The sequence below is a fragment of the Pedobacter sp. MC2016-14 genome (assembly GCF_020991475.1).
GTDB lineage: Bacteria > Bacteroidota > Bacteroidia > Sphingobacteriales > Sphingobacteriaceae > Pedobacter.
In genome coordinates, this window is sequence record NZ_JAJMPA010000002.1 from 322,858 (window position 1) to 343,443 (window position 20,586).

Genomic DNA, 20,586 nt, shown 5'->3' on the forward strand with positions numbered 1-20,586 from the left:
ATAAAATTGTGGATAACGCAACAATTTTAAAGGCCTGTTCATCAGCTGCTAAGTCTTTGTCATAAAAAAGATGAAATGTATAAAAACTATACTATAAAAAAAGTATTGCTCATCATGCGATTAACCACCGTCATATTAATAGCAACGTTTCTGCAGGTAAGTGCTTCGGGCTACGCGCAGAAAATTACACTGTCTGAAAAAAATGCAGGGATCAAACAGGTCTTTGATAAAATCAGGCAACAAACAGGCTATAACTTTTTATTTGCCGATGCAGAATTGCAAGCCTCCAGGCCTGTAGATATTAAGGTATCTGCTATGGAGTTGAGTGATGTATTAACCCTCTTATTTAAGAATCAACCCTTAACGTATACCATCGATGCAAAAACAGTTGTGGTTAAAGAGAAGGAAAAAACGCTCTTAGACCGATTTAGTGATTACATCAACGCGGTAGATATAAAAGGGCAGGTGCTAAATGAGCTGGGTCGTCCGCTGCTTGGTGCCTCTGTAAAAGTATTGGGGACGCAGAAACGTACATTAACAGATGTGGACGGGAAATTTGCCTTTAAATCGCTTGCTGAAGATGCACGTATTGTGGTTTCCTACATTGGTTATCGTACAGATACTATCGCCCTTAGTGGTAAAACAGATTTTGTCATCCGTATGGACCCACAGGCCAATAACATTCAGGAAGTTACCATTGTATCTACCGGTTATCAAAGCCTTCCAAAAGAACGTGCTACCGGTTCATTTGAAGTGATCACTAAAGAACAGCTTCAACACAGTACAGATCCTAATCTGATCAGAAGGTTGGAAGGAATCACAAATTCCATGGATTTCCGGAATGACCTTCGCCCAATTATGTCAAGTAATGCAAATGCACAGCGGTCACCTTTGGCCAATTTAACGATTAGAGGTAAAAATACACTGAACGAATCTGAGAATGCTGATGACAATGGGAATTATAGCGGACAGGTGCTGGTGGTGATTGACGGAATTGCAACGCCGTATTCTATTGATCAGATCAACCCCCTGGATGTAGAAAGTATTAACGTTTTAAAAGATGCTGCTGCAGCAAGCATATGGGGCTCCAGAGCAGCCAATGGGGTAATTGTGGTGACCACAAAAAAAGGAAGGTACGGTACACCTGCCAGGATTTCCTTTAATTCCAGTGTAAACATCGCCGAAAAGGTGAATTTGTTTTACAATAAAACTATGAGTATTTCTGATCTAATTGATGCGCAAATGCGACAGTTTAGAAATGCCAATACTGCCCCAAACCCGCCACTCCCTGATTTAAGTATAAGTGTTTTGTATGGACAGGAACCGGTTTCTCCTGTTGCTGAAATTATGAATGCCTGGTTGAATAAGGGAACTCTAACTGAAACTCAAGCCACAGCACAACTCAATGCACTTCGTGGAAATGACATCAGAAGAGATTATGATCGGTACTTTCTTCGCAATTCGGTGAACCAGAATTACAGCTTGTCTGTTGATGGAGGCTCTGATTTGTTCAGGTACAGATTATCCGGTGGGTACGATAAGGGGCTTAACAATACACAAAACTCAGGTTCTGATCGTTTGAGCCTTGGTTATAACATGGGTATTAAGCCTATCAAAAACCTGGAACTCCAGGGATCAGTTAAATACACGGTTAGAAATAACAATGAACAGGCAGCAGAAAATAGAATAACAGGGGTAACAGGTGCTCCGTTCTATGCCTATAGCAGGTTGGCAGATAATAATGGTAATGCACTGGAACTTACTAAAAAATACCGTCAGGGCTTTGCAGATCTTTTTGAAAGCGTGTACCCAACCCAATTTCTGAGCTGGAGGTATAAGCCATTGGAAGATATCAATGAAGGATACAACAGACTTAGGGATCAAAATCTGAATCTTGAATTTACCACAAATTATAAAGTATTAGAGGGATTGTCTTTGCAGGCAACCTACAATTATAATACCGGACGTATAGAAGACAATACCCTTTACAGGCAAAACTCCTTCTATATGCGCGATAAGATCAATTACTTTACCACTTCCCTTTCTTCTACCGACCCCAGGACAGGAAATTCTGTAACGCCTTTTGTGCGGCAATTGCCTTTGGGCGGCCAATATACCATGGGGCTTACCAAATCCAGCAATCAAACTTTGAGGGGACAGGTAAATTATGAAAAAAGCTGGAATGAAAAACACCAGGTTTCTGCAATTGCAGGTCTAGATGTCAATCAGAATTATAGGACTGTAAGCAATAACGGTTATTATGGCTACGATGAAAATACTTTGCAGAGCGAAAATAAGCTTGATTATAAATCCATGATTCCTATTGTGTTTGCTGAGGATTTTAGCGGATACGGAGGTGAATATATTCCTAACTTAAACACAGGTTTGCGCGCCTTTAAGTTGAGAACTATCAGCTGGTATTCGAATGCTGCCTATACTTTTAACCGTAGGTATACCTTATCAGCAAGTATCCGTAAAGACATTTCAAGTGAATTTGGTGATGGTACCAATACAGGAGGTACACCATATTATTCTATTGGCGGACTTTGGAACATCAGCAATGAATCCTTTTTTCATTCAGAACTTTTTCCAGTACTCAGCTTTAAATCTACTTTTGGATACAATGGAAATGTTAATCCGAGAGTGCTTTCCAGACCAACAATTATTTACTCGAACGTTTTAGGTTTGCTTCCCGGAGACAACGGCCTTCCTTATGCCTATACAGATTTAAGTGCTGGTGTTTCCAATCGGTTACTTCGTCCTGAAAAAACCGGGGTTTGGAATATTGGTGTAGACTTTGGGATGAAAGGCAACAGGCTTTCGGGAAGTATCCAGTATTATGTTAAATCAACATCTGACTTATTAGACTATGGTAATCTTGATCCGAGTACGGGATACAGCTATACAATCTATAATATCGGAAATTTAAAAGGGAAGGGTGTTGACCTGGCTTTAAATTCTGTCAATATTAATGGTGCGAAATTTAGCTGGAACACCAACTTTTTAACGAGTTATAACCGTGTTAAAGTGACTAAGTTATTTGGAACTTCTGCAAGTGCTGCGGGCCAGGTGGTAGGGAACAGTTCAGGGTCATTTAACGAGGGTTACGATCTTTCAAGAGTGTTTGGGTATGAATGGGCTGGTTTAAGTCCTTTAACCGGCGATCCACAGGGATATGTGAATGGAAAAGTCGTTGCCATCTCGAATGATGGAAACGGTAATGCGGCATACAATGACATTCAGAATGCGCCTATTACTTCCTTAAAATACTTTGGTTCTGGTGTTCCTGTTTTTTATGGTGCTTTACGCAATACCTTTAATTATAAAGCATTTTCTCTCTCCATCAACATTCAATATAAACTGGGTTATTACGTTAGAAGGCCAAAAGCTCAGGTTGTAAATTACAGCGCATTATATAATGTAAATGCAGTATTACAAGGGGAGGAGTACAATAACAGGTGGCAGCAAAGTGGAGATGAGTTAACTACCAACGTGCCTTCTACTGTGTTCTCGGCTACAAATGCAAATCGGGATAACTTTTATTATTACTCCAGTATCAATGTACTTAAGGGCGATCATATAAGGCTGCAGGAAATAAACTTTGGTTATACAATTCCGGTAAGGGATCATAAGTTTATTAAAAATCCAAGGGTTTACGCCAACGTAAATAACCTTGGACTGATTTGGAAGGCGAATAAAGTAGGGGTTGATCCCGAGGTCTTTGACTATCCTTCGCCAAGAGCATACAGTTTGGGTTTTTCTGCTAACTTTTAAACCAGATTATCATGAAACATATTAAAATCTATATATCATTATTTTTATTAGGGCTTAGCTTTAGCTCCTGTCAAAAATTTGTGGCTATTCCAAAAGATAGTTCCCAATCTTTTATAGAAACAGCAAATGACTGTCAGCTTATATTGGATAATTACGATTTGTTTAATACAGGCTATCCAATAGATGGGGAAATTTCTGCGGACGATTATTACCTTGACGATACGAGGTACAACGACCCTTATACCTTAACCATTGAAGACCGGATTCTGTATACCTGGCAGTCAAATGCAATACGGGTATCTGCGCAGCAATGGGTGGGCCCCTACAACAAAATCTATCATGCCAACTTAGTATTGGAAGCTGTTGCCAAACTGGAAGGCAAAGAACAACCTTCTGTTTTGAATAATTTAAAGGGGAGTGCTTTATTTTTAAGGGCTTATGCTTTGTGGCATGTGGCGCAATTGTATGCCAAGCCCTATGGCGCTACTTCAAATCAAGATCCTGGTGTACCCGTTCATTTGGTTTCTGATATTAACGACACACCGGGAAGGGGAACTGTAAAGCAAACATATGACCAGATAATTGCAGATTTGAGGGAAGCCACTGTACTATTAAATCCCACATCCAGTGTGGCTTCGAGGCCTAATAAGATTGCTGCCTATGCAATGTTATCCAGAGTTTACCTGGCTATGGAAGATTATTCTAACGCCTTGACCAGCGCCAGTTCTGCTTTGGCCTTAAAACCTTCAGGCAAATTGATTGACTTTAATGGTCTTGACCAGGAAAGTTTTGCGCCTTTCAGACGGTTTAATAATGAGGTGATTTTCCATTCTGTTGTTTTAAGTCAGAATGGGATGTTGGAGCCCGGATATGGTTATGAGAACCTGGCGATCATCGCTCCGGAAATCATCGCCTCTTATCAGGATAACGATCTCAGAAAAACTGTTTATGTGAAAGAAAATACAGATTTGCCAACCCCAATGAATACCTGGCGTTTTGTAGGAAATTATGAGTCTGCAGTAGGTTCAGCCAAATTATTTAATGGTTTGGCCTTTGATGAATTGTATCTTAACAGGGCCGAATGTTATGCAAGGGCAAATGACGCCGCAAATGCAATGGCTGATTTGAATACGCTTTTGATAACCAGATGGGTTAAGGATACCTATACAAATATGACGGCTACGAATGCGGGTGATGCTTTAGCGAAAGTATTGGCTGAGCGTAGAAAGGAGTTGTTGATGCGGGGTATCCGCTGGACAGATTTGAGGAGGTTAAATAAGGATAGTCGATTTGCAAAGAATATTTCCAGAACCGTAGAGGGAACAACCTATACGCTTCCGGCAAACGATTTAAGATATACGTTGCTGATTCCACAAGAAGTGATAACGAATTCAGCCCTGCCACAAAACCTAAGGTAGTACAGTTATTTCTTTAAGAACAGAGGGAGTACCATTAGCTATGGTATTCCCTCTGTGTTTTGTCAGGATTGTAATTGAGCTTCATTATCCCCCTGTATTTCTTAAAATCTTTAATGGTGGCTGGTTCAGTATACTTCTGCTGCTGAGTATGCCGGTGAGCACCACAAGCGCAACTATTGAAAAAAATAACAACATGGTTGGCAGAAAAGGCGGAACAAATAAAGCATCGAAGCTGAACTTAGCTAGTCCCCAGCTTGCCATAAAAGAAAGAATTAATCCGGCTATTGCGGCAAAGCTTCCCAGAAAAAGATATTCTATGGCATTGATGGCCAGGATTTGCCGCTTGCTGGCACCCAGCGTCCGCAGCAGCATGCTCTCTTTAATACGCTGATTTTTGCTGCTTAACACTGCCGATATGAGTACAATCCATCCTGTAACCATACTAAAGCCTGCCATAAAACGAATTACAAAGCCAATTTTACCCAGCAATTCATCCAGTAATTTTAAAACCAGATCAAGGTCAATCACTGAAATATTAGGAAAGCTTTGTACCACTGCGCCCTGGTACTGTGCAGATTTTTCTGCACTGGAAATCCTTGTCATGAGTACATGAAATTGTGGTGCGCTTTCTAAAACCCCACCAGGAAAAACCACACGGAAATTAGTTTGCAGCCTGCTCCAGTTTACTGATCTGATGCTGCCTACTACAGTAGGAATGAGCATGCCCTGTACATTAAAGATAATTTTGTCATTGATGCCCACGTGGATACGATCTGCATAGCTCTGTTCTAATGAAATGTAAACTGTACCGCCGGGGACCACTTTACCTGTCCATTTTCCTTCCGAAATTTTTTCTGCTGCCGTTAAAGTATCTTGATAGGTGGCCCGGATCTCGCCCCTAAAGGCACGTTTGTTACTGCTGTCTGAAGCCGCCTTCTTTCCGTTAATTTCTTCAATTCTCATGGTGATAACCGGAACCCTGTTCATTAAAGGAAGTTTAAAACCAGTGGTGAGCGATTCTACCGCTTCCTTTTGTGTATTCTGGATGTCGAACAATACAATGTTAGGCTGTTTGCTGCCAGAAGAAAGGGTAACCCTGCTGATCAGTATACCTTGTACAAAAAATAAGGTACAAATAAACGTTGTGGATAGACCAATGGCAACCGTAAGTAAGAGTGTCTGGTTGTTTGGGCGATATAAATTGGCAAAACCCTGTCTCCATAAGTAATTGGCTGATTGAGGTAAAATCCTGCGAACGGTTATTAACAATAACTTTGAAAATAGGCTGAGCAAGCCAAAAGCAAGTGTTAGCCCAGTTATAAAAACAAGCGTCTGCAGCCAGTCGCCCATTTGTACGTAGGTAAATCCAGCTATAAAAAGTAGCATAATGAGGTAGACCAGCCATTTAAGGTAATCCTTTTTTTGCCGGCTTTGTTCAAAAGAAATTCTAATGGCATTTAACGGGGAGATTTTTCTTACCGCCAATAGAGATGGCATCGCAAAAAGTACAGAGATGATTAAACCCAAAAATATCCCCTGTATAATCGCTGTCCAGGAAACCTGCATCGTAATTTCAACGGGATGGAAATCCTTAAGTACTAAAGGTAAGGCAAACTGGATGGCTGTGCCCAGCGTAGCGGCCAGTAGTGCCGCTATCAAGCCAATACATGAGATTTGAATCAGGTAAATCAGAAAAGCATCAGTTGCTTTTAAGCCCAGACAACGAAGTGTAGCGATGGTGCTCAACTTTTCCTGGATATAAACATGAATGGCACTGCCAATACCAATGCAACCCAGAAGGAGTGCAATAAAGCCTGTGAGGGACAAAAAGCGGTTCAGGTCTTTAAAAGCACGTCCGGTATCTGCTTTCTTCGATGCAACAGTTTCGTGGTCTAATCCTTCTTTATCTAAGCCTGGCTGGATTTTTTTGAGTACAGCGGCTACTTGTGCAGCATCATTATATTTATAATAAAACCTGGAGGTAATTCTGCTGCCAGTTTTTACCAGGCCTGTGGCGTCCAGATACTGAAGAGGGATATATACTGTTGGTGCGATGCTGGATGCAATTCCGGTTTGTCCCGGAGCCTTGTCTAAAATACCTGCAATCAGGAAGGTCAATTCCCCTACTTTAACTGCATCACCAATTTTGGCATTAAATTGCAGCATCAGCGTTTTATCTACCAGTGCATTTTTACCTTCTTTAAAGGCTTTGGCAGCAGCAACGGGCCGGGTTTCTATGCTTCCATAAAATGGATAATTTCCTTGCAGGGCCTTCATTTGCACCAAACGACTACCGCCGCTCTTGAGGAAATAAATCATAGAAGCGAAAGACTTTTCCTTAGCACGTTCATCTCCAAGGGTATCCAGTAAGGATAATGTTCTTTTAGAAATTTCCTTTCTGCTTTCAATCGTTAAGTCAGCTCCGGCAAGCTCTTTTGCCTGCTGGTCAATATCTCTTTGCAGATTATCTTTGAAGGAGTAAACAGCTACCAGGGCGGCAATGCCCAGTACCATAGAGGAAATGAAGAGAAATAACCTGCCCTGGTTTTTACGACTATCACGCCAGGCCATTTTGAACAGCCAGGATAATGAAACAGATGAATTAGTCAACAAGTAAGCCTCCTTTGATTTTTATGATGCGGTTAGTTCTTGCGGCCAGTTCCAGATCATGTGTAACAACGACCAGGGTGGTGCCGGCATCCCTGTTTAAGTCAAACATTAATTGGATTACCTTTTCACTCGTTTCCGCATCAAGGTTCCCGGTAGGCTCATCTGCGAAAAGGATAGGCGGTTGATTGGAAAAAGCCCTTGCTAATGACACCCGTTGTTGCTCTCCGCCAGATAACTGTACAGCATAATGGTTGGAACGATCCGCTAGTCCTACTTTATCAAGCAGCTCTAACGCTGTCTTTCTGATGTTTTTTGCTCCCCGCAATTCCATAGGAACCATTACATTTTCCAGGGCAGTTAAGGTAGGGAGCAGTTGGAAGTTTTGAAAAATAAAGCCGATGTACTGGTTGCGGACTGCCGCCCTTTCATCTTCATCAAGATGGTCTAACTGAATACCATTTAGGATGACCTGCCCGGCACTGGAACGGTCTAACCCAGCACAGAGCCCGAGTAAAGTGGTTTTTCCACTTCCGGAAGGGCCGGTAATGGCTACGGTAGAGCCAGTGCTGATCGAGAAACTGATGTCCTTAAGTACGGTAAGTTCCTGTCCCGCGTTTTGATAAATTTTGCTTACATTTCGAATGTTCAGTATGTTTTCCAAAAGGATATATTTTAGGGTTGATCAGGCGTTATCTTCATACACATAAGAATGCCTTTCCTGTTAAAGATAATTGCTTTTTGAGGGATACGTCTATTATAAACCACATTTTACAGATATGTTACATTTAAGATTAATGAGTTTACTGGTTGCCGCAAGCGTAGTATTTGGCTGCGGAGAAAATTCTGGGAAAAAAGCAGAAGATAAAACGACCATTAGGGAAGCGAAAAAAGTTGAGGCTTCAGCAGCCCGTAAAAATATTCTTTTTTTTGGCACCAGTTTAACCGCAGGTTATGGATTAGAGCCTGAAGAAGCTTATCCTTCACTTATTCAAAACCGGATAGATTCCCTAAAAATGCCTTATAAAGTTATTAATGGTGGTTTAAGTGGCGAAACCTCTGCTGGTGGTAAGGGAAGGATTGACTGGTTGCTGAAACAACCAGTGGATATTTTTGTATTGGAACTTGGTGCGAATGATGGGTTAAGGGGGATTTCTGTGGCCGAAACCACTAAAAACCTGCAATTTATTATAGATCAGGTTAAGGCAAAGTATCCGAAAGCAAAGCTGGTAATTGCCGGGATGCAGCTTCCGCCAAGCATGGGGCAAAGTTACGCTACCGCATTTAAAAATATGTTTCCGGGCCTGGCTGCTAAAAATAATATGGCGTTAATTCCCTTTTTGCTGGATAAAGTAGGAGGTGTTGCCAAGTTGAATCAGGCTGACGGAATACATCCCACTGCGGAGGGGGACAAGATTCTTGCTGAGAATGTTTGGTCTGTTTTGAAGGACCTCTTATAAAAAAAACGAGGATGTTCCCTCCGGAACACCCCCGCATCTAAATTAACGCTCTCAAATATATAGACGCTGAAATTTTAGGTTTATTGTATCAGATTAAAAAAAAATATTGAGGGTCTTTTTATGTCTGTATTACGTCTTGTTTTAAGGGGGTATATTTTACATTTGTACCTTTAATTAATACCGATATTATATGATGAAGTTCTTTTCCTTGCCCTCGTTATTTTTTTTGTTGGCCATTCAGGCAACCGTTGCCCAGGATGTTAAAATCAATAAAAGAGTAGATTCACTGATGAAGCTCATGACGCTGGAAGAGAAGGTTGGACAGCTGAACCAATATTCAGGAAGTGTAGTTACGGGTCCGGTTAACGATGCCAAGACGAATATGCTGAATGATATAAAGCAAGGGAAGGTGGGCTCCATGCTCAATGTACGGGGCGTAAAAGATACCAGGGAAATTCAGGCTGTCGCGCTTCAATCCCGTTTAAAAATTCCATTGTTATTTAGTTTGGATGTGATTCATGGTTATAAAACCATATTTCCTGTTCCCTTAGCTGAAGCTGCTTCGTGGGATTTGGATGCGATTAAAAGCGCTGCTCATATTGCGGCTAAAGAAGCAGCTGCATCTGGCATTCACTGGACATTTGCGCCAATGGTTGATGTAGGGCGTGATCCACGCTGGGGAAGGGTAATGGAAGGGGCTGGAGAAGATACTTACCTGGGCTCAAAAATTGCAACGGCCAGGGTAAAAGGTTTTCAGGGCGAGCAATTGGGTGGACTTGATGCCATTATGGCCTGTGCAAAACATTTTGCTGCTTATGGTGCGGCAATAGCAGGAAGGGACTATAACGCGGTTGACCTTAGCAATCAGCAATTATGGGAAACATATCTTCCACCATTTAAAGCGGCTGCTGATGCAGGCGTGGCTACTTTTATGAATTCTTTTAATACCATTAATGGGATTCCGGCTACTGGAAACAGCTATTTGCAGCGTAATATTTTAAAAGGCAAATGGAATTTCGGAGGTTTTGTGGTTAGTGACTGGGGTTCTATTGCTGAGATGGTACCATGGGGCTTTGCGGAAAATCAAAAAGACGCTGCATTGAAAGCGATTACAGCCGGAAGCGATATGGATATGGAAAGTCTGGCGTATAAAAATAACCTGGTAAAGCTTGTTAATGAAGGTGCAGTGCCTATTGCATTGGTTGATGATGCCCTGAAGCGGATTCTTTACCAGAAATTTTTGCTGGGTTTATTTGATGATCCTTATAAGTTCTCTAATCTGGCGAGGGAAAAGAAGGTGATGGCTGATGTTAAACATCCGCAGATTGCGCGTGAAGTTGCTGAGAAATCTATCGTATTGCTGAAAAACAATGGTCAGTTGCTGCCTTTAACCAGGGACACTAAAAATATTGTGGTAATTGGGCCACTTGCCCATTCCAGAAAGGACATGGAAGGTGGCTGGATTGTAGCGTCTGACACCACAAAAGTGACCAGCCTTTATGAAGGCTTGGTAGCAAAAGCAGGTAAAAACGTGAAATTTACCTATGTGGAAGGATGCGGTATCAACGGTATGTCAACAGCAGGTTTTGCCTCGGCAGTAGCAGCAGCTAAATCTGCTGATCTGGTGATTATGGCACTTGGAGAAAGTGCAGAGATGACCGGAGAGGCCAAGTCACGGACAGATATTCATCTTCCGGGTGTTCAGGAAGATTTATTTGTGGCGGTTAAAGCTACAGGTAAGCCTGTGGTAAGCGTGTTAATGGCAGGGCGACCAATGATTTTTAATAAAGTTGCAGATCAGTCTGATGCCATTGTTTACGCCTGGTTACTTGGAGAGCAAGCCGGACATGCTATTGCAAATGTGCTTTATGGCGATTACAATCCCTCCGGGAAACTGCCATCTACCTTTCCGAGGTCTGTAGGGCAAATTCCACTTTCTTATCAAACGTATAATACAGGTAGACCCGTTACTGACCCAAAAGACATCCGGTATAAATCTGGTTATATTGATGAATTAAACAGTCCGCGTTATGCTTTTGGCTATGGTTTGAGTTATACGACTTTTAATTATACCAATTTGAAAAGTAGCGCTACCACAATTACATTAACACCTGAAAGTACCGTTCAATTGAGCTTTACGCTAACCAACACAGGAAAATATGCGGGTGCAGAGGTTGTACAATTGTACATTCGCGACCTGGTTTCGTCTGTGGTGCGTCCGGTAAAAGAGTTAAAAGATTTTCAAAAAGTAATGTTAAAAGCGGGTGAGTCCACAACAATAACGTTTACCATAGATAAAGACAAGCTGTCTTACTTTAACCAGGATTTACATTGGGTAGCTGAACCGGGTGCTTTCTCCCTTATGATTGGTTCAGCATCTGACGACATACGTTTGTCTGCTACGCTAAATTTAACGCAATAGGTATTTACATTTTTTATAACTTACAGGCCATAATTAAACTCATTACAACATGTTGAAGTTGATCCTTTCACAACTATTTTTGATTGTACTGCTGACCATAAATACGGAAGCAGCAACGGTTGATACCGCAGTTACGTATAGTGCGTCTATGAAAAAGAACATTAAAGCTATTGTTATCCTACCTGAAGGCTATAAAAATGGAAAAACTTATCCGGTGGTGTATCTTTTACATGGTGCTGGCGGGCGGTATGACAGTTGGGTTAAGGCTGTGCCTGGCCTAAAAGGTTATGTAGATCAGTACAATATCATTGTGGTTTGTCCGGATGGGAATGTGACCAGTTGGTATGTAGACAGCCCTATTGATCCGGAATGGAAGTACGAAACTTATGTGGCTACCGAACTTGTCAATTATATCGACAAAAATTATAAAACATTAAAAGATCGTAAAGGCAGGGCGATCACTGGCCTAAGTATGGGCGGACATGGCGGCCTTTCTCTTTCTTTTAAACATCAGGATATTTTTGGTGCCGGTGGCAGTATGAGTGGTGGGGTAGATATTACACCCTTTCCTGCAAATTGGGACATTGCTAAAAGATTAGGCGCTTACACAGAGAATGTGGAGGTATGGAAGCAAAATAGTGTAGTGAATATGGTTGATAAGCTTACGCCAAAAAGTCTAGCCTTAATTATTGATTGCGGTAAGGACGATTTCTTTTACGCTGTTAATATGAAATTGCACGAGGAGCTTTTATACCAAAATATCCCTCACGATTTTACCATCAGACCGGGCGGGCATACCTGGGATTACTGGCGAAATGCTATCGGTTATCAGATGCTTTACTTTCACGATTTTTTTTCCAGGCCATAAACATTAGTACGATGCTGGTGAGGGTTGGTTAGACCTCATGTTGATTTTTGTACGGTTTAAATAAGGAAACAATGCAATGATAAGGATAACAATTGCAATGATAAAGCTAATGATGAGGTAGTAATCCATCATGGACCTTAGAGAAGCCTGGTTTTCTACAGCCCTGTTGAGCAGGCTTCTTGATAGTTTTGCTGCCTGATCTGGAGCCATTCCCTTTGCCGTTAAATTCCCTGAATATAAGGCTAAGCGTTCTGCCACAGCGGTATTTAATCCACTCAGTTGTTCCTGAAAGCGGTTAATGTGGCCGGTTTTGTGTTCAAGCTGGAAATAATTGATTAATGCTATGCTGCTGCAAAAGCCGGTAAAGCGGAAAAATACGCCTGTTGCGGATGCGGTGCTGCCTAGATGTGCAGGTACTGAAGATATGGTAAACAGCACAATAGGGGTCATGAGCATTCCGGCGCCTAATCCCTGTATAATTAAGGGAATGAAAAAGGTAGAAGGATCTGCCCGAGTGCTGAATAAAAACCACATCCATACATGGAAGATAAGCAGTAATAGGAAACCGTAAAGCCAGATGAGCCGCATAGGACGTTTCATCAGGATTAAACGGGAAGATATTGTAACGCTTAGTACGATGCCGGCAATATTAGCCAGCATGATGTAGCCGATGTGGATGGGATCCATGCCCAGAATTGTGGCGAAATAAATAGAGGTGATGCCCAAGGCACCCCGTACAAGGTATAATACTACTATGATACCCGCACCTAAATTGAAGTTTCTGTATTTGAATACCTCGAGGCTAAGATAGGGGCGTTTTAAGTGAAGCTGACGAAGAATATGTATTCCGAATAATCCGGCGACTGTTATTGTAGCGAGGATAATCCGGCGATCCTGCCACCAGTAATACTGCTGACCGTATACCAGTACATAACCCATGAGGCACAAGATAGCCGAGTAAATTATAAAACTGGAATAGTCTAGCTGGTATAGCGGAGTTTTACGGTTTAGCCTTACATTGTTCATGACCAGGACTAATAAAATGGCTCCGGGGAAATAAGAAAAGATGATGAATTTATACAGTACATTGTAGTCAAAATTATCGAGAATTGGAGCGGTAACTAATGTAGATACAGGTGTAATGCAAAGCAGCAGGCAATAAAATATGGAATATCCAATTTCACGAGCGCGCTCGTTGTGTAAATTGCCGAAAATAAGTGTAATGCAAATACTTGTGCTCATACAGTTAGACATTCCCTGAATAAACCGGATGATTAAAAGGAGATATAAATTGTGGGTATGGTAGCAGGCAAAGGAAGTGACCACCTGGATCACTATGCTTAATAAAAAGTATTCTTTGGTAGCTGTAAAGATAAAGAAACGCCTTTCCAGTACAAAAAAGCCTGCAACCGCCGCATAAAACACAATCATGCTATATTGCACATCAGCGGGTTCAAAGCCATAATAGCCCGCCGCACCTTGCGCACTGGCCATAGATAGGCCAAAGAGGAGTAATCCCGGCAGCATCACCAGAAAGATAGTTATTCTTACCAGCCATACCGGAACCCAGCTTTTAAATACAGGTAATGTATTGCTCATCTTAGTCCTTAACAATGCTTACGTTAGCGTTCATTCCTGCACGCAGCTCTTCAATTACCGTTTTGTTTTCTGTAAGTTTAATTTTAACAGGGATGCGCTGTACAATTTTTACAAAATTTCCTGTAGAGTTATCTGGCGGCAAAAGCGAAAATCGGGCACCCGTTGCAGGCGAAAGGGATACAATCTTCCCTTTGAATTTATGGTCCGGATATGCGTCTGTTGTAATTTCTGCAGTTCCGTTGATGTGCATTTGGGAAATTTGTGTTTCTTTAAAGTTGGCAATTACCCACTTGCCAGCATCCTGGTCAACTATGTACGCTAAGGTTTGCCCTGCCTGAATAAGCTGCCCTTCCTGTATGGTTCTTCTGCCCATCTTGCCATTATAAGGAGCGCGGATAATGGTGTAACCGACATCAAGCTTGTTCCTGTTTAGCAATGCCTGGCGGCGTTTAATCTCTGATTCATACACCCCCTTCTGGGCCTTGATGTCGTTAATTTTGGATAGAGAAGCCTCGTAGTTTTCTATTGCAGACTGGTACTCAGATTTGGCTACATCCAATGCAGCTTTACTGTTTTCAAGCTGCTGCAGGGTAGCAGATTCTACTTTAAAAAGTTTAGCGTAACGCTCATAGTCCTGCTGTTGTCTGGTTAGTTTCGCTTTTGCTGCGGCAATTTGTGATGCACTTGCTGCTGATACCCTTGAGGTAGTAAGCACGTTGCTTTCCATTACACCAATCTGCGCCCGGGCATTGGATAATGCAGCTTCAGCTTCTTCCTGTTGCAGTTTATATTCGCTGTTGTCTATAATCAGTAGCGTGTCACCCTTTTTAACATCCTGATTTTCTTCATATTTAATGGTGTGTATAAAGCCGCTAACCCGTGATGTAATTGGATTGATGTATTCCTCTATCTGGGCATCGTTGGTATCTTCATAACTGTACATTTGAAAAACTGTACGTACGCCCCATACCAGTAAAACAAGTGCAATGATACCTGCAATCCAGGCCGTTATTTTGGTAATCAGTTGATCAGTTCTCGTATATTTCTTTTGAGTGCTCATATTAGAGGTTGCCTATGGCTTTTTGTAGTTGATAATATTGAAGCTGTGCTGCTATTTGTGCCGCTGCCAGATCAAATTTAGTTTGTAATAATTGCGTGTCTGCATCCAGTAAATCCGTTAACAGAGATAGCTGGTTAAAATAGGTATTGTTAACAATCCTAAAGTTTTCTGCGGCCTGATGGATGTTTTGTTGTGCAACATTTATGCGGGTTAGCGCCTCCTGGTACCTTAAAAAAGCTTCATTTACTTTTTGTCTAACCCCATCCGCAGTTGCTAAATGTTCAATTTCCTGACGTTTATAGTTGATTTCGGCCTCCTGCACTTTGTGTTTATTGTGGTAAAGGGAAGATATGGAATAGCTGGCTTTGATACCGCCCAAGCCTAAGCCATATAATGAAATTGCGTAAGGGTAGAACCTGATTTGTGGGTAGGAATAAGCATAATTGGCAAACAGGCCAAGTTTTAATGCCGGCGACCTGGTATTTTGAAGCTCCAGTTTGCTTAATTTGGTTTCCTGTTCCGAGATCTGGGCTTCCCAGGCGTGCTCGCTGGCTTCTGTCAAATATTCCTGGTAAGTTTTTAAGGGGTAATTAAAATGTATAACGGTATCAGGATTTATCTTCTCCTCATCTGGATTGCCAATGAGAATATTTAATTTTTGATTGGCAATAGCAATGTCGTTGTCCAGTTGCACGAGTGACATCTTTTGTCTTGACAGCTTAAGTTCGGCACGTAAAACGTCACTTTTTAGCACCACCCCATTCTTTAGAAGTTGTTTGATCTCCTCAAGTTGTTTTTCCTGATCGCTAATGTCTTTCAGTACTAAATTCTTAAAGATTTTACTTCTTTGTAAATCCAGATAGTAGGCTGTTGCGCTCAGTTTGATTTCTGATGTACTGAGGTTACGTTGCGCAATTGCCAGTTCCTTTTTATCCTTTTCTTCCTTAATTTTTAAATTTGTTTTGTTGCCATTATACAGGTTCAAATAAGTATTGCCCCCAAAATCGTAAGCAGTGTGCAGCACCTCAAATTGAGAATGGGTATGAAAGAGCCCATTTTCGTAAATAGGCATGTTACTTACCTTCGCATACTCAGCTTCTACCTCTATTTCTGGTAAACGCTCTGCGCGAGCGTCCTTAATTGCTTCGTCTGTGGCTGCTACCTGAAGATTTCGCATTTGTATGGTTTTGTTAAAAGCAAGTGCTTTTTCCCAAATCTGGTTTAGTGGGGTTGGGTTTACCTGGGCATTGACCGTATTATAGGTGTAAAATAAGGGGATGAGCAGCAGATAAATCCGGGTTTTTAAATGGTGTTTTTTAAAGAGATACATGGTAGATTTCGAATACACAAAGGTAACATCAGCATTACAATGTAATTTTGTCTATATTGCCAATTATTTGTCCATTCCAGCCATGATGCTTAGTGCTAGCGAATATTTAGATGCAATTGATGCGCACCCAAATGGGGTTTACGTAGTACATGAAAGAATTGAGCGAAAATTACCCTTTCATGTGCACCGTAAAGGTCAGTTTACGTATGTGCAAGGTGGTATTGCTTATATTTATATAGAAAATATAAAATACGTTATTCCTGCCAGGCATTATGTCTGGATTCCCCAGGGACTAGCCCATTATTTAGAAGTGAGGCACAGTGTAACAATTACCAGAAACCTTTATTTCTACACCAATAATGATGATAAAGATGCGTTTTACAGTAGGTTGGGGATTTATCCGGTAAATAACCTACTTCTGGAAATGATTGTTTTCTCCGAGAGGTACAACGGTGTGATTGAAGGAGGATCGGATGCCTTTCAGTTTTTGGCTTCTATAAAAAACATTTTACCTCAATTGGGACAAGAGACTTTCCCTATCGCTTTACCCACCACCAATGATGAACGGCTAAGGCCAATTATACTTTACCTTGCCCAAAATTTCCACCTTCAGGTAACGCTCGAGCTTTTGAGTGATAAATTTGGTATTGGCGAACGTACTTTGTCCAGGTTATTTCAGTCAGTGATGAGGATCTCCTTTTTACAGTACTTAAAATTGCTTCGTGTAGTTAAGGCCATAGAAATGATGCTTCAAAATAAACTTAGCACCAGCGAAATAGCTTATGCAACAGGCTACAATAGCCTATCTTCTTTTAGTAAGGCTTTTTATCAGGTGACTAACATGCGCCCTTCTTCCCTTAAATTTAATCTTTGAGCAAAAATAAAGCAGGCTACCTTTTTAGGTAGCCTGCTGATAGGATTTTATACCGTAAAGGATGACGATATTATCTTATAAAAGGAGCAGCAATAGCCAATACTGCCTCTTTTGTTAAAATTTCATCGAATGCTTCTGACGCTGCGTTGGCAGATATTCCTGTGCCATTAATGTTGGTAATCGTAATCTTGCCATTGGCCTGAACGGTCTGACCTTCGCCAGCATAAATAGCAGCAACCGGGGTGCCTGTAGTATTGTCTACACCAGTAATCCAGGGTTTGATATTTACACCACCACCCGCAGTTGCTTTGCGCATTTGACGGATGTGTGAAGCATGACGTGCTTCAACAGAGTGGATGTTTAAAGCCGTTTCTAAATATGGGCTACCCATTAAATTGCCAGCCTGGCCTTTATATGCCCTTACACCTGTATCTTCAAAAGCAGCGGCTACGGCTAAAAATGTAGGATAATCTGACATTACTGTCGGAAATGTATTCCTTGCGGTAAAGTCAAATTGTGCAGCAGTGAATGCTACTGGAGTTCCTCCCGCGGCAGAAATAGCACCTTTCAACAAATTAACGTGTGCCAATTCATGATCGCGGATGGTGGTAATGGCACCACGGGCTGGAGAACCTGTCGTTAATCCAGAAAGCAGTAAAGGGGCAGAACCTAATGCCGTGTCATAAAAGTGATATTCCAGGTATTCCAGCGTTAGGGCAAAGTTTAATACACCTATTACAGCCGTATTGGTTTGTCCGTAGGCTTTTTTGAACATAGAACCTAAAGCCAATGGCACGGAGGCTAATGCAACTTTTGATCCAAAGCTATAAAACTGTTTCATGGCAGCCCGGCGAGGACTTAAACGTTCATAAATTTCGCCGTCTACTTTTTCAATTTCTTCTAATATATTTACAATATTCATGGCAGTTCAGGTTAAGAGGTTGGTAAGTTACTTGCGTTAATTTTAGTTTTTACATAAGCACCTGCAATAGCGAGTACCTGCGCAGGAGTTCTGGATGTATCCAAACCACTAGCATTCACAACGGTGTTGTCGGCAAAAGTTCCATTGCTGATTAAATCACGGATCAAAGCTGCATGTCTTGCTTCAACTGAAACAATCTGACCTGCAATGGTTAGGTAGTCAGCTGATTTAATGAGTTTACCTGCGCCATTGTAAGCAGATACACCCAGGTCTTCAAAGGCTTTTGCAGTAGCCAGTACACTGGTACGTGAGGTAAAATCAATACTCGCAAAATTTACTTCCAGACCAGGAATAGCTGCAGTTCCTATTGCATTTTTGAAAAATTCACGGTGAGCAACCTCATGATCCCTGATGTCTGTTAAAAGTGAAACCTCTGTAGCAGTAATTCCTGTAAATTGATTTTGTATAACCTGCGTGTAAAAAGCAGCTTCCAATTGCTCAAGCGCATAGGCATAATTTAAAATACCAATGTCACCACTGCCTAAGTTCACTCCACTTTCGCTTTCAAATCCCCGGTCTTTTCTGCAGCCTGCTGCTACAAGTGCTACGCCTGCAATTCCTGCCCCTGCATATTGCAAAAAGGAGCGTCGTTGTAATGTTGCATTTAAGATGCTGCTGTCTTTTTGAAGCAGATCTTGTTCCTGTTGTTGTTTCATAGTTTTGTAGATTAGATTATGGTGACATACGCCGGAAAAACGGAAGCGGTTTTAGATTTTTGATAAATATTCTTTATTGGTTTGTCTTTATTTTTTTATTTGCAAATAAATTATCAATTCATATTCATTCTTTTATAGGGTAAAGAGCAAGTGTTTTTTCTACATAAAAGCTGAATAAGCATTACTTTTATAGCACAAATTCATAGATATGGATGATTTTTTAGCTGCCCGTCTCCAGATGGCCTTTTCGTTAGGCTTTCACATCGTTTTTTCTTGTATAGGAATGGTGATGCCATTTTTTATGTGTACCGCCCACTACTTTTGGTTAAAGAAAAAAAGCCCTGTATTTCTGGATGTTACCAAGGCATGGAGTAAAGGTGTAGCCATATTTTTTGCTACCGGAGCTGTTTCCGGAACAGTATTGTCTTTTGAACTTGGGCTTTTGTGGCCAAAGTTTATGGAACATGCCGGTCCGATTTTTGGAATGCCATTTTCTTTAGAAGGAACCGCATTTTTTATCGAAGCAATAGCTTTGGGTTTTTATCTGTATGGATGGAACCGTTTTAACCCATGGTTTCATTGGTTTACGGGTCTGGTAGTAGGAATTACAGGATTGGCCTCAGGCATTCTTGTTGTAGCAGCTAATTCCTGGATGAACAGTCCATCGGGGTTCGACTTTATTCAGGGGCAATATCTGAACATCGATCCAATGAAAGCCATGTTTAATGCGGCATGGTTTTCTCAGGCACTGCACATGTGTATTGCGGCTTTTGTTTCTACAGGGTTTGCAGTTGCCGGGGTTCATGCGCTCATGATTTTAAAAGGTAAGAATATAAATTTCCATACCAAAGCATTTAAGATCGCCGCTATTTTCGCTACTATAGCAGCCTGTCTCCAACCCATTAGTGGTGATATCTCCGCCAAAGAAATTGCGGTAAGGCAACCGGCTAAACTGGCAGCTATGGAGGCTCATTTTCATACCGAAAAGGGAGCAGGACTGGTAATAGGTGGTATTCCGGATACGGCAACTAAAACCGTTAAATATGCCTTGAAAATCCCCAAAGCCTTAAGTTTTATGGCAACTGGAGATTTTAACGGAGAGGTAAAAGGATTAGATAAAATTCCAAAGGCAGACCAACCTCCAGTAGCAGTGGTGCATTATGCATTTCAAATTATGGTAGGCTTGGGAATGGCCATGATGGCTTTAGCGCTGATCTATTTTATTGCATTATGGAAAAAACAGCGCTGGATAAACAGTCGCTGGCTGCTAAAGTTGTTTGTTATTGCTACGCCGATGGGATACCTTGCCCTAGAAGCAGGCTGGACGGTAACAGAAGTAGGCAGGCAACCCTGGATTATTTACGGGGTAATGCGTACTGCAGATGCGGTAACGCCGATGCCGGGTATAGCATGGTCTTTTTACCTGTTTACTGCAGTGTATATTTCTTTAGCCTTGATTGTAAGTTTGCTGTTGTTTAGACAAATTACCATGGTAGACAAATTGTATGATTCTTCCAGCCCTAAAAATCAATAAAT

General features: G+C 41.4%; 14 protein-coding genes. 7 read left to right on the plus strand and 7 right to left on the minus strand.

The genetic code is table 11. The features are described 5' to 3' along the window. Window positions 1–75 precede the first annotated feature (75 nt). Together LPB86_RS13700 and LPB86_RS13705 are read left to right on the plus strand one after the other, a co-directional pair. The gene (locus LPB86_RS13700; RefSeq protein ID WP_230644861.1) at window positions 76–3,774 is read left to right on the plus strand and encodes a SusC/RagA family TonB-linked outer membrane protein; all 3,699 of its coding nucleotides are present in this window, start codon (window positions 76–78) and stop codon (window positions 3,772–3,774) included. Window positions 3,775–3,785: 11 nt separating this feature from the next. After that, window positions 3,786–5,192 carry a RagB/SusD family nutrient uptake outer membrane protein gene (locus tag LPB86_RS13705; RefSeq protein WP_230644863.1) on the plus strand — a complete coding sequence of 469 codons (1,407 nt, stop codon included), beginning with the start codon at window positions 3,786–3,788 and terminating at the stop codon, window positions 5,190–5,192. Window positions 5,193–5,276: 84 nt separating this feature from the next. Here LPB86_RS13705 and LPB86_RS13710 read toward each other — a convergent pair whose 3' ends face one another. Together LPB86_RS13710 and LPB86_RS13715 are read right to left on the minus strand one after the other, a co-directional pair. Then, window positions 5,277–7,802 carry an ABC transporter permease gene (locus tag LPB86_RS13710; RefSeq protein WP_230644865.1) on the minus strand — a complete coding sequence of 842 codons (2,526 nt, stop codon included), beginning with the start codon at window positions 7,800–7,802 and terminating at the stop codon, window positions 5,277–5,279. Beyond that, the gene (locus LPB86_RS13715) at window positions 7,795–8,463 is read right to left on the minus strand and encodes an ABC transporter ATP-binding protein (RefSeq protein WP_230644867.1); all 669 of its coding nucleotides are present in this window, start codon (window positions 8,461–8,463) and stop codon (window positions 7,795–7,797) included. The genes LPB86_RS13710 and LPB86_RS13715 overlap by 8 nt, the downstream gene beginning before the upstream one ends. Window positions 8,464–8,578: 115 nt before the next feature. Here LPB86_RS13715 and LPB86_RS13720 point away from each other — a divergent pair, with 115 nt between their 5' ends. The 3 genes from LPB86_RS13720 to LPB86_RS13730 all read left to right on the plus strand — a co-directional run bounded on the left by LPB86_RS13720 (window position 8,579) and on the right by LPB86_RS13730 (window position 12,549). After that, entirely contained in the window at window positions 8,579–9,259 is a 681-nt protein-coding gene (locus LPB86_RS13720) for an arylesterase (protein WP_230644869.1), read from the plus strand. 190 nt (window positions 9,260–9,449) lie between these two features. Further along, entirely contained in the window at window positions 9,450–11,681 is a 2,232-nt protein-coding gene (locus LPB86_RS13725; protein WP_230644871.1) for a glycoside hydrolase family 3 N-terminal domain-containing protein, read from the plus strand. A 49-nt stretch (window positions 11,682–11,730) separates the two neighbouring features. Then, complete coding sequence (locus LPB86_RS13730; RefSeq protein WP_230644873.1) at window positions 11,731–12,549, plus strand: alpha/beta hydrolase family protein; 819 nt, start codon at window positions 11,731–11,733, stop codon at window positions 12,547–12,549. Between the two features lie 3 nt (window positions 12,550–12,552). Here LPB86_RS13730 and LPB86_RS13735 read toward each other — a convergent pair whose 3' ends face one another. The 3 genes from LPB86_RS13735 to LPB86_RS13745 are packed head-to-tail and all read right to left on the minus strand — an operon-like array spanning window position 12,553 to window position 16,538. Beyond that, window positions 12,553–14,148, minus strand: a complete 1,596-nt coding sequence (locus tag LPB86_RS13735) for an MFS transporter (protein ID WP_230644875.1) — start codon at window positions 14,146–14,148, stop codon at window positions 12,553–12,555. Window position 14,149: 1 nt separating this feature from the next. Continuing rightward, window positions 14,150–15,208 carry an HlyD family secretion protein gene (locus tag LPB86_RS13740; protein WP_230644877.1) on the minus strand — a complete coding sequence of 353 codons (1,059 nt, stop codon included), beginning with the start codon at window positions 15,206–15,208 and terminating at the stop codon, window positions 14,150–14,152. Window position 15,209: 1 nt separating this feature from the next. After that, the gene (locus LPB86_RS13745) at window positions 15,210–16,538 is read right to left on the minus strand and encodes a TolC family protein (RefSeq protein ID WP_230644879.1); all 1,329 of its coding nucleotides are present in this window, start codon (window positions 16,536–16,538) and stop codon (window positions 15,210–15,212) included. On the opposite strand from LPB86_RS13745, the gene LPB86_RS13750 reads away from it, so the two are divergent. Next, on the plus strand, window positions 16,537–17,412 hold the full coding sequence (locus LPB86_RS13750; protein ID WP_230644881.1) for an AraC family transcriptional regulator: 876 nt from the start codon (window positions 16,537–16,539) through the stop codon (window positions 17,410–17,412). The genes LPB86_RS13745 and LPB86_RS13750 overlap by 2 nt on opposite strands. A 70-nt stretch (window positions 17,413–17,482) precedes the next feature. Here the strand turns inward: LPB86_RS13750 and LPB86_RS13755 are convergent, their stop codons facing one another. Together LPB86_RS13755 and LPB86_RS13760 are read right to left on the minus strand one after the other, a co-directional pair. Then, entirely contained in the window at window positions 17,483–18,334 is an 852-nt protein-coding gene (locus LPB86_RS13755) for a ferritin-like domain-containing protein (RefSeq protein ID WP_230644883.1), read from the minus strand. Between the two features lie 11 nt (window positions 18,335–18,345). Next, window positions 18,346–19,050 (minus strand): ferritin-like domain-containing protein, encoded by a 705-nt coding sequence (locus tag LPB86_RS13760; RefSeq protein WP_230644884.1) that lies wholly within the window; start codon window positions 19,048–19,050, stop codon window positions 18,346–18,348. Between the two features lie 208 nt (window positions 19,051–19,258). Here LPB86_RS13760 and LPB86_RS13765 point away from each other — a divergent pair, with 208 nt between their 5' ends. Then, complete coding sequence (locus LPB86_RS13765) at window positions 19,259–20,584, plus strand: cytochrome ubiquinol oxidase subunit I (RefSeq protein WP_230644886.1); 1,326 nt, start codon at window positions 19,259–19,261, stop codon at window positions 20,582–20,584. Window positions 20,585–20,586: the final 2 nt, after the last annotated feature.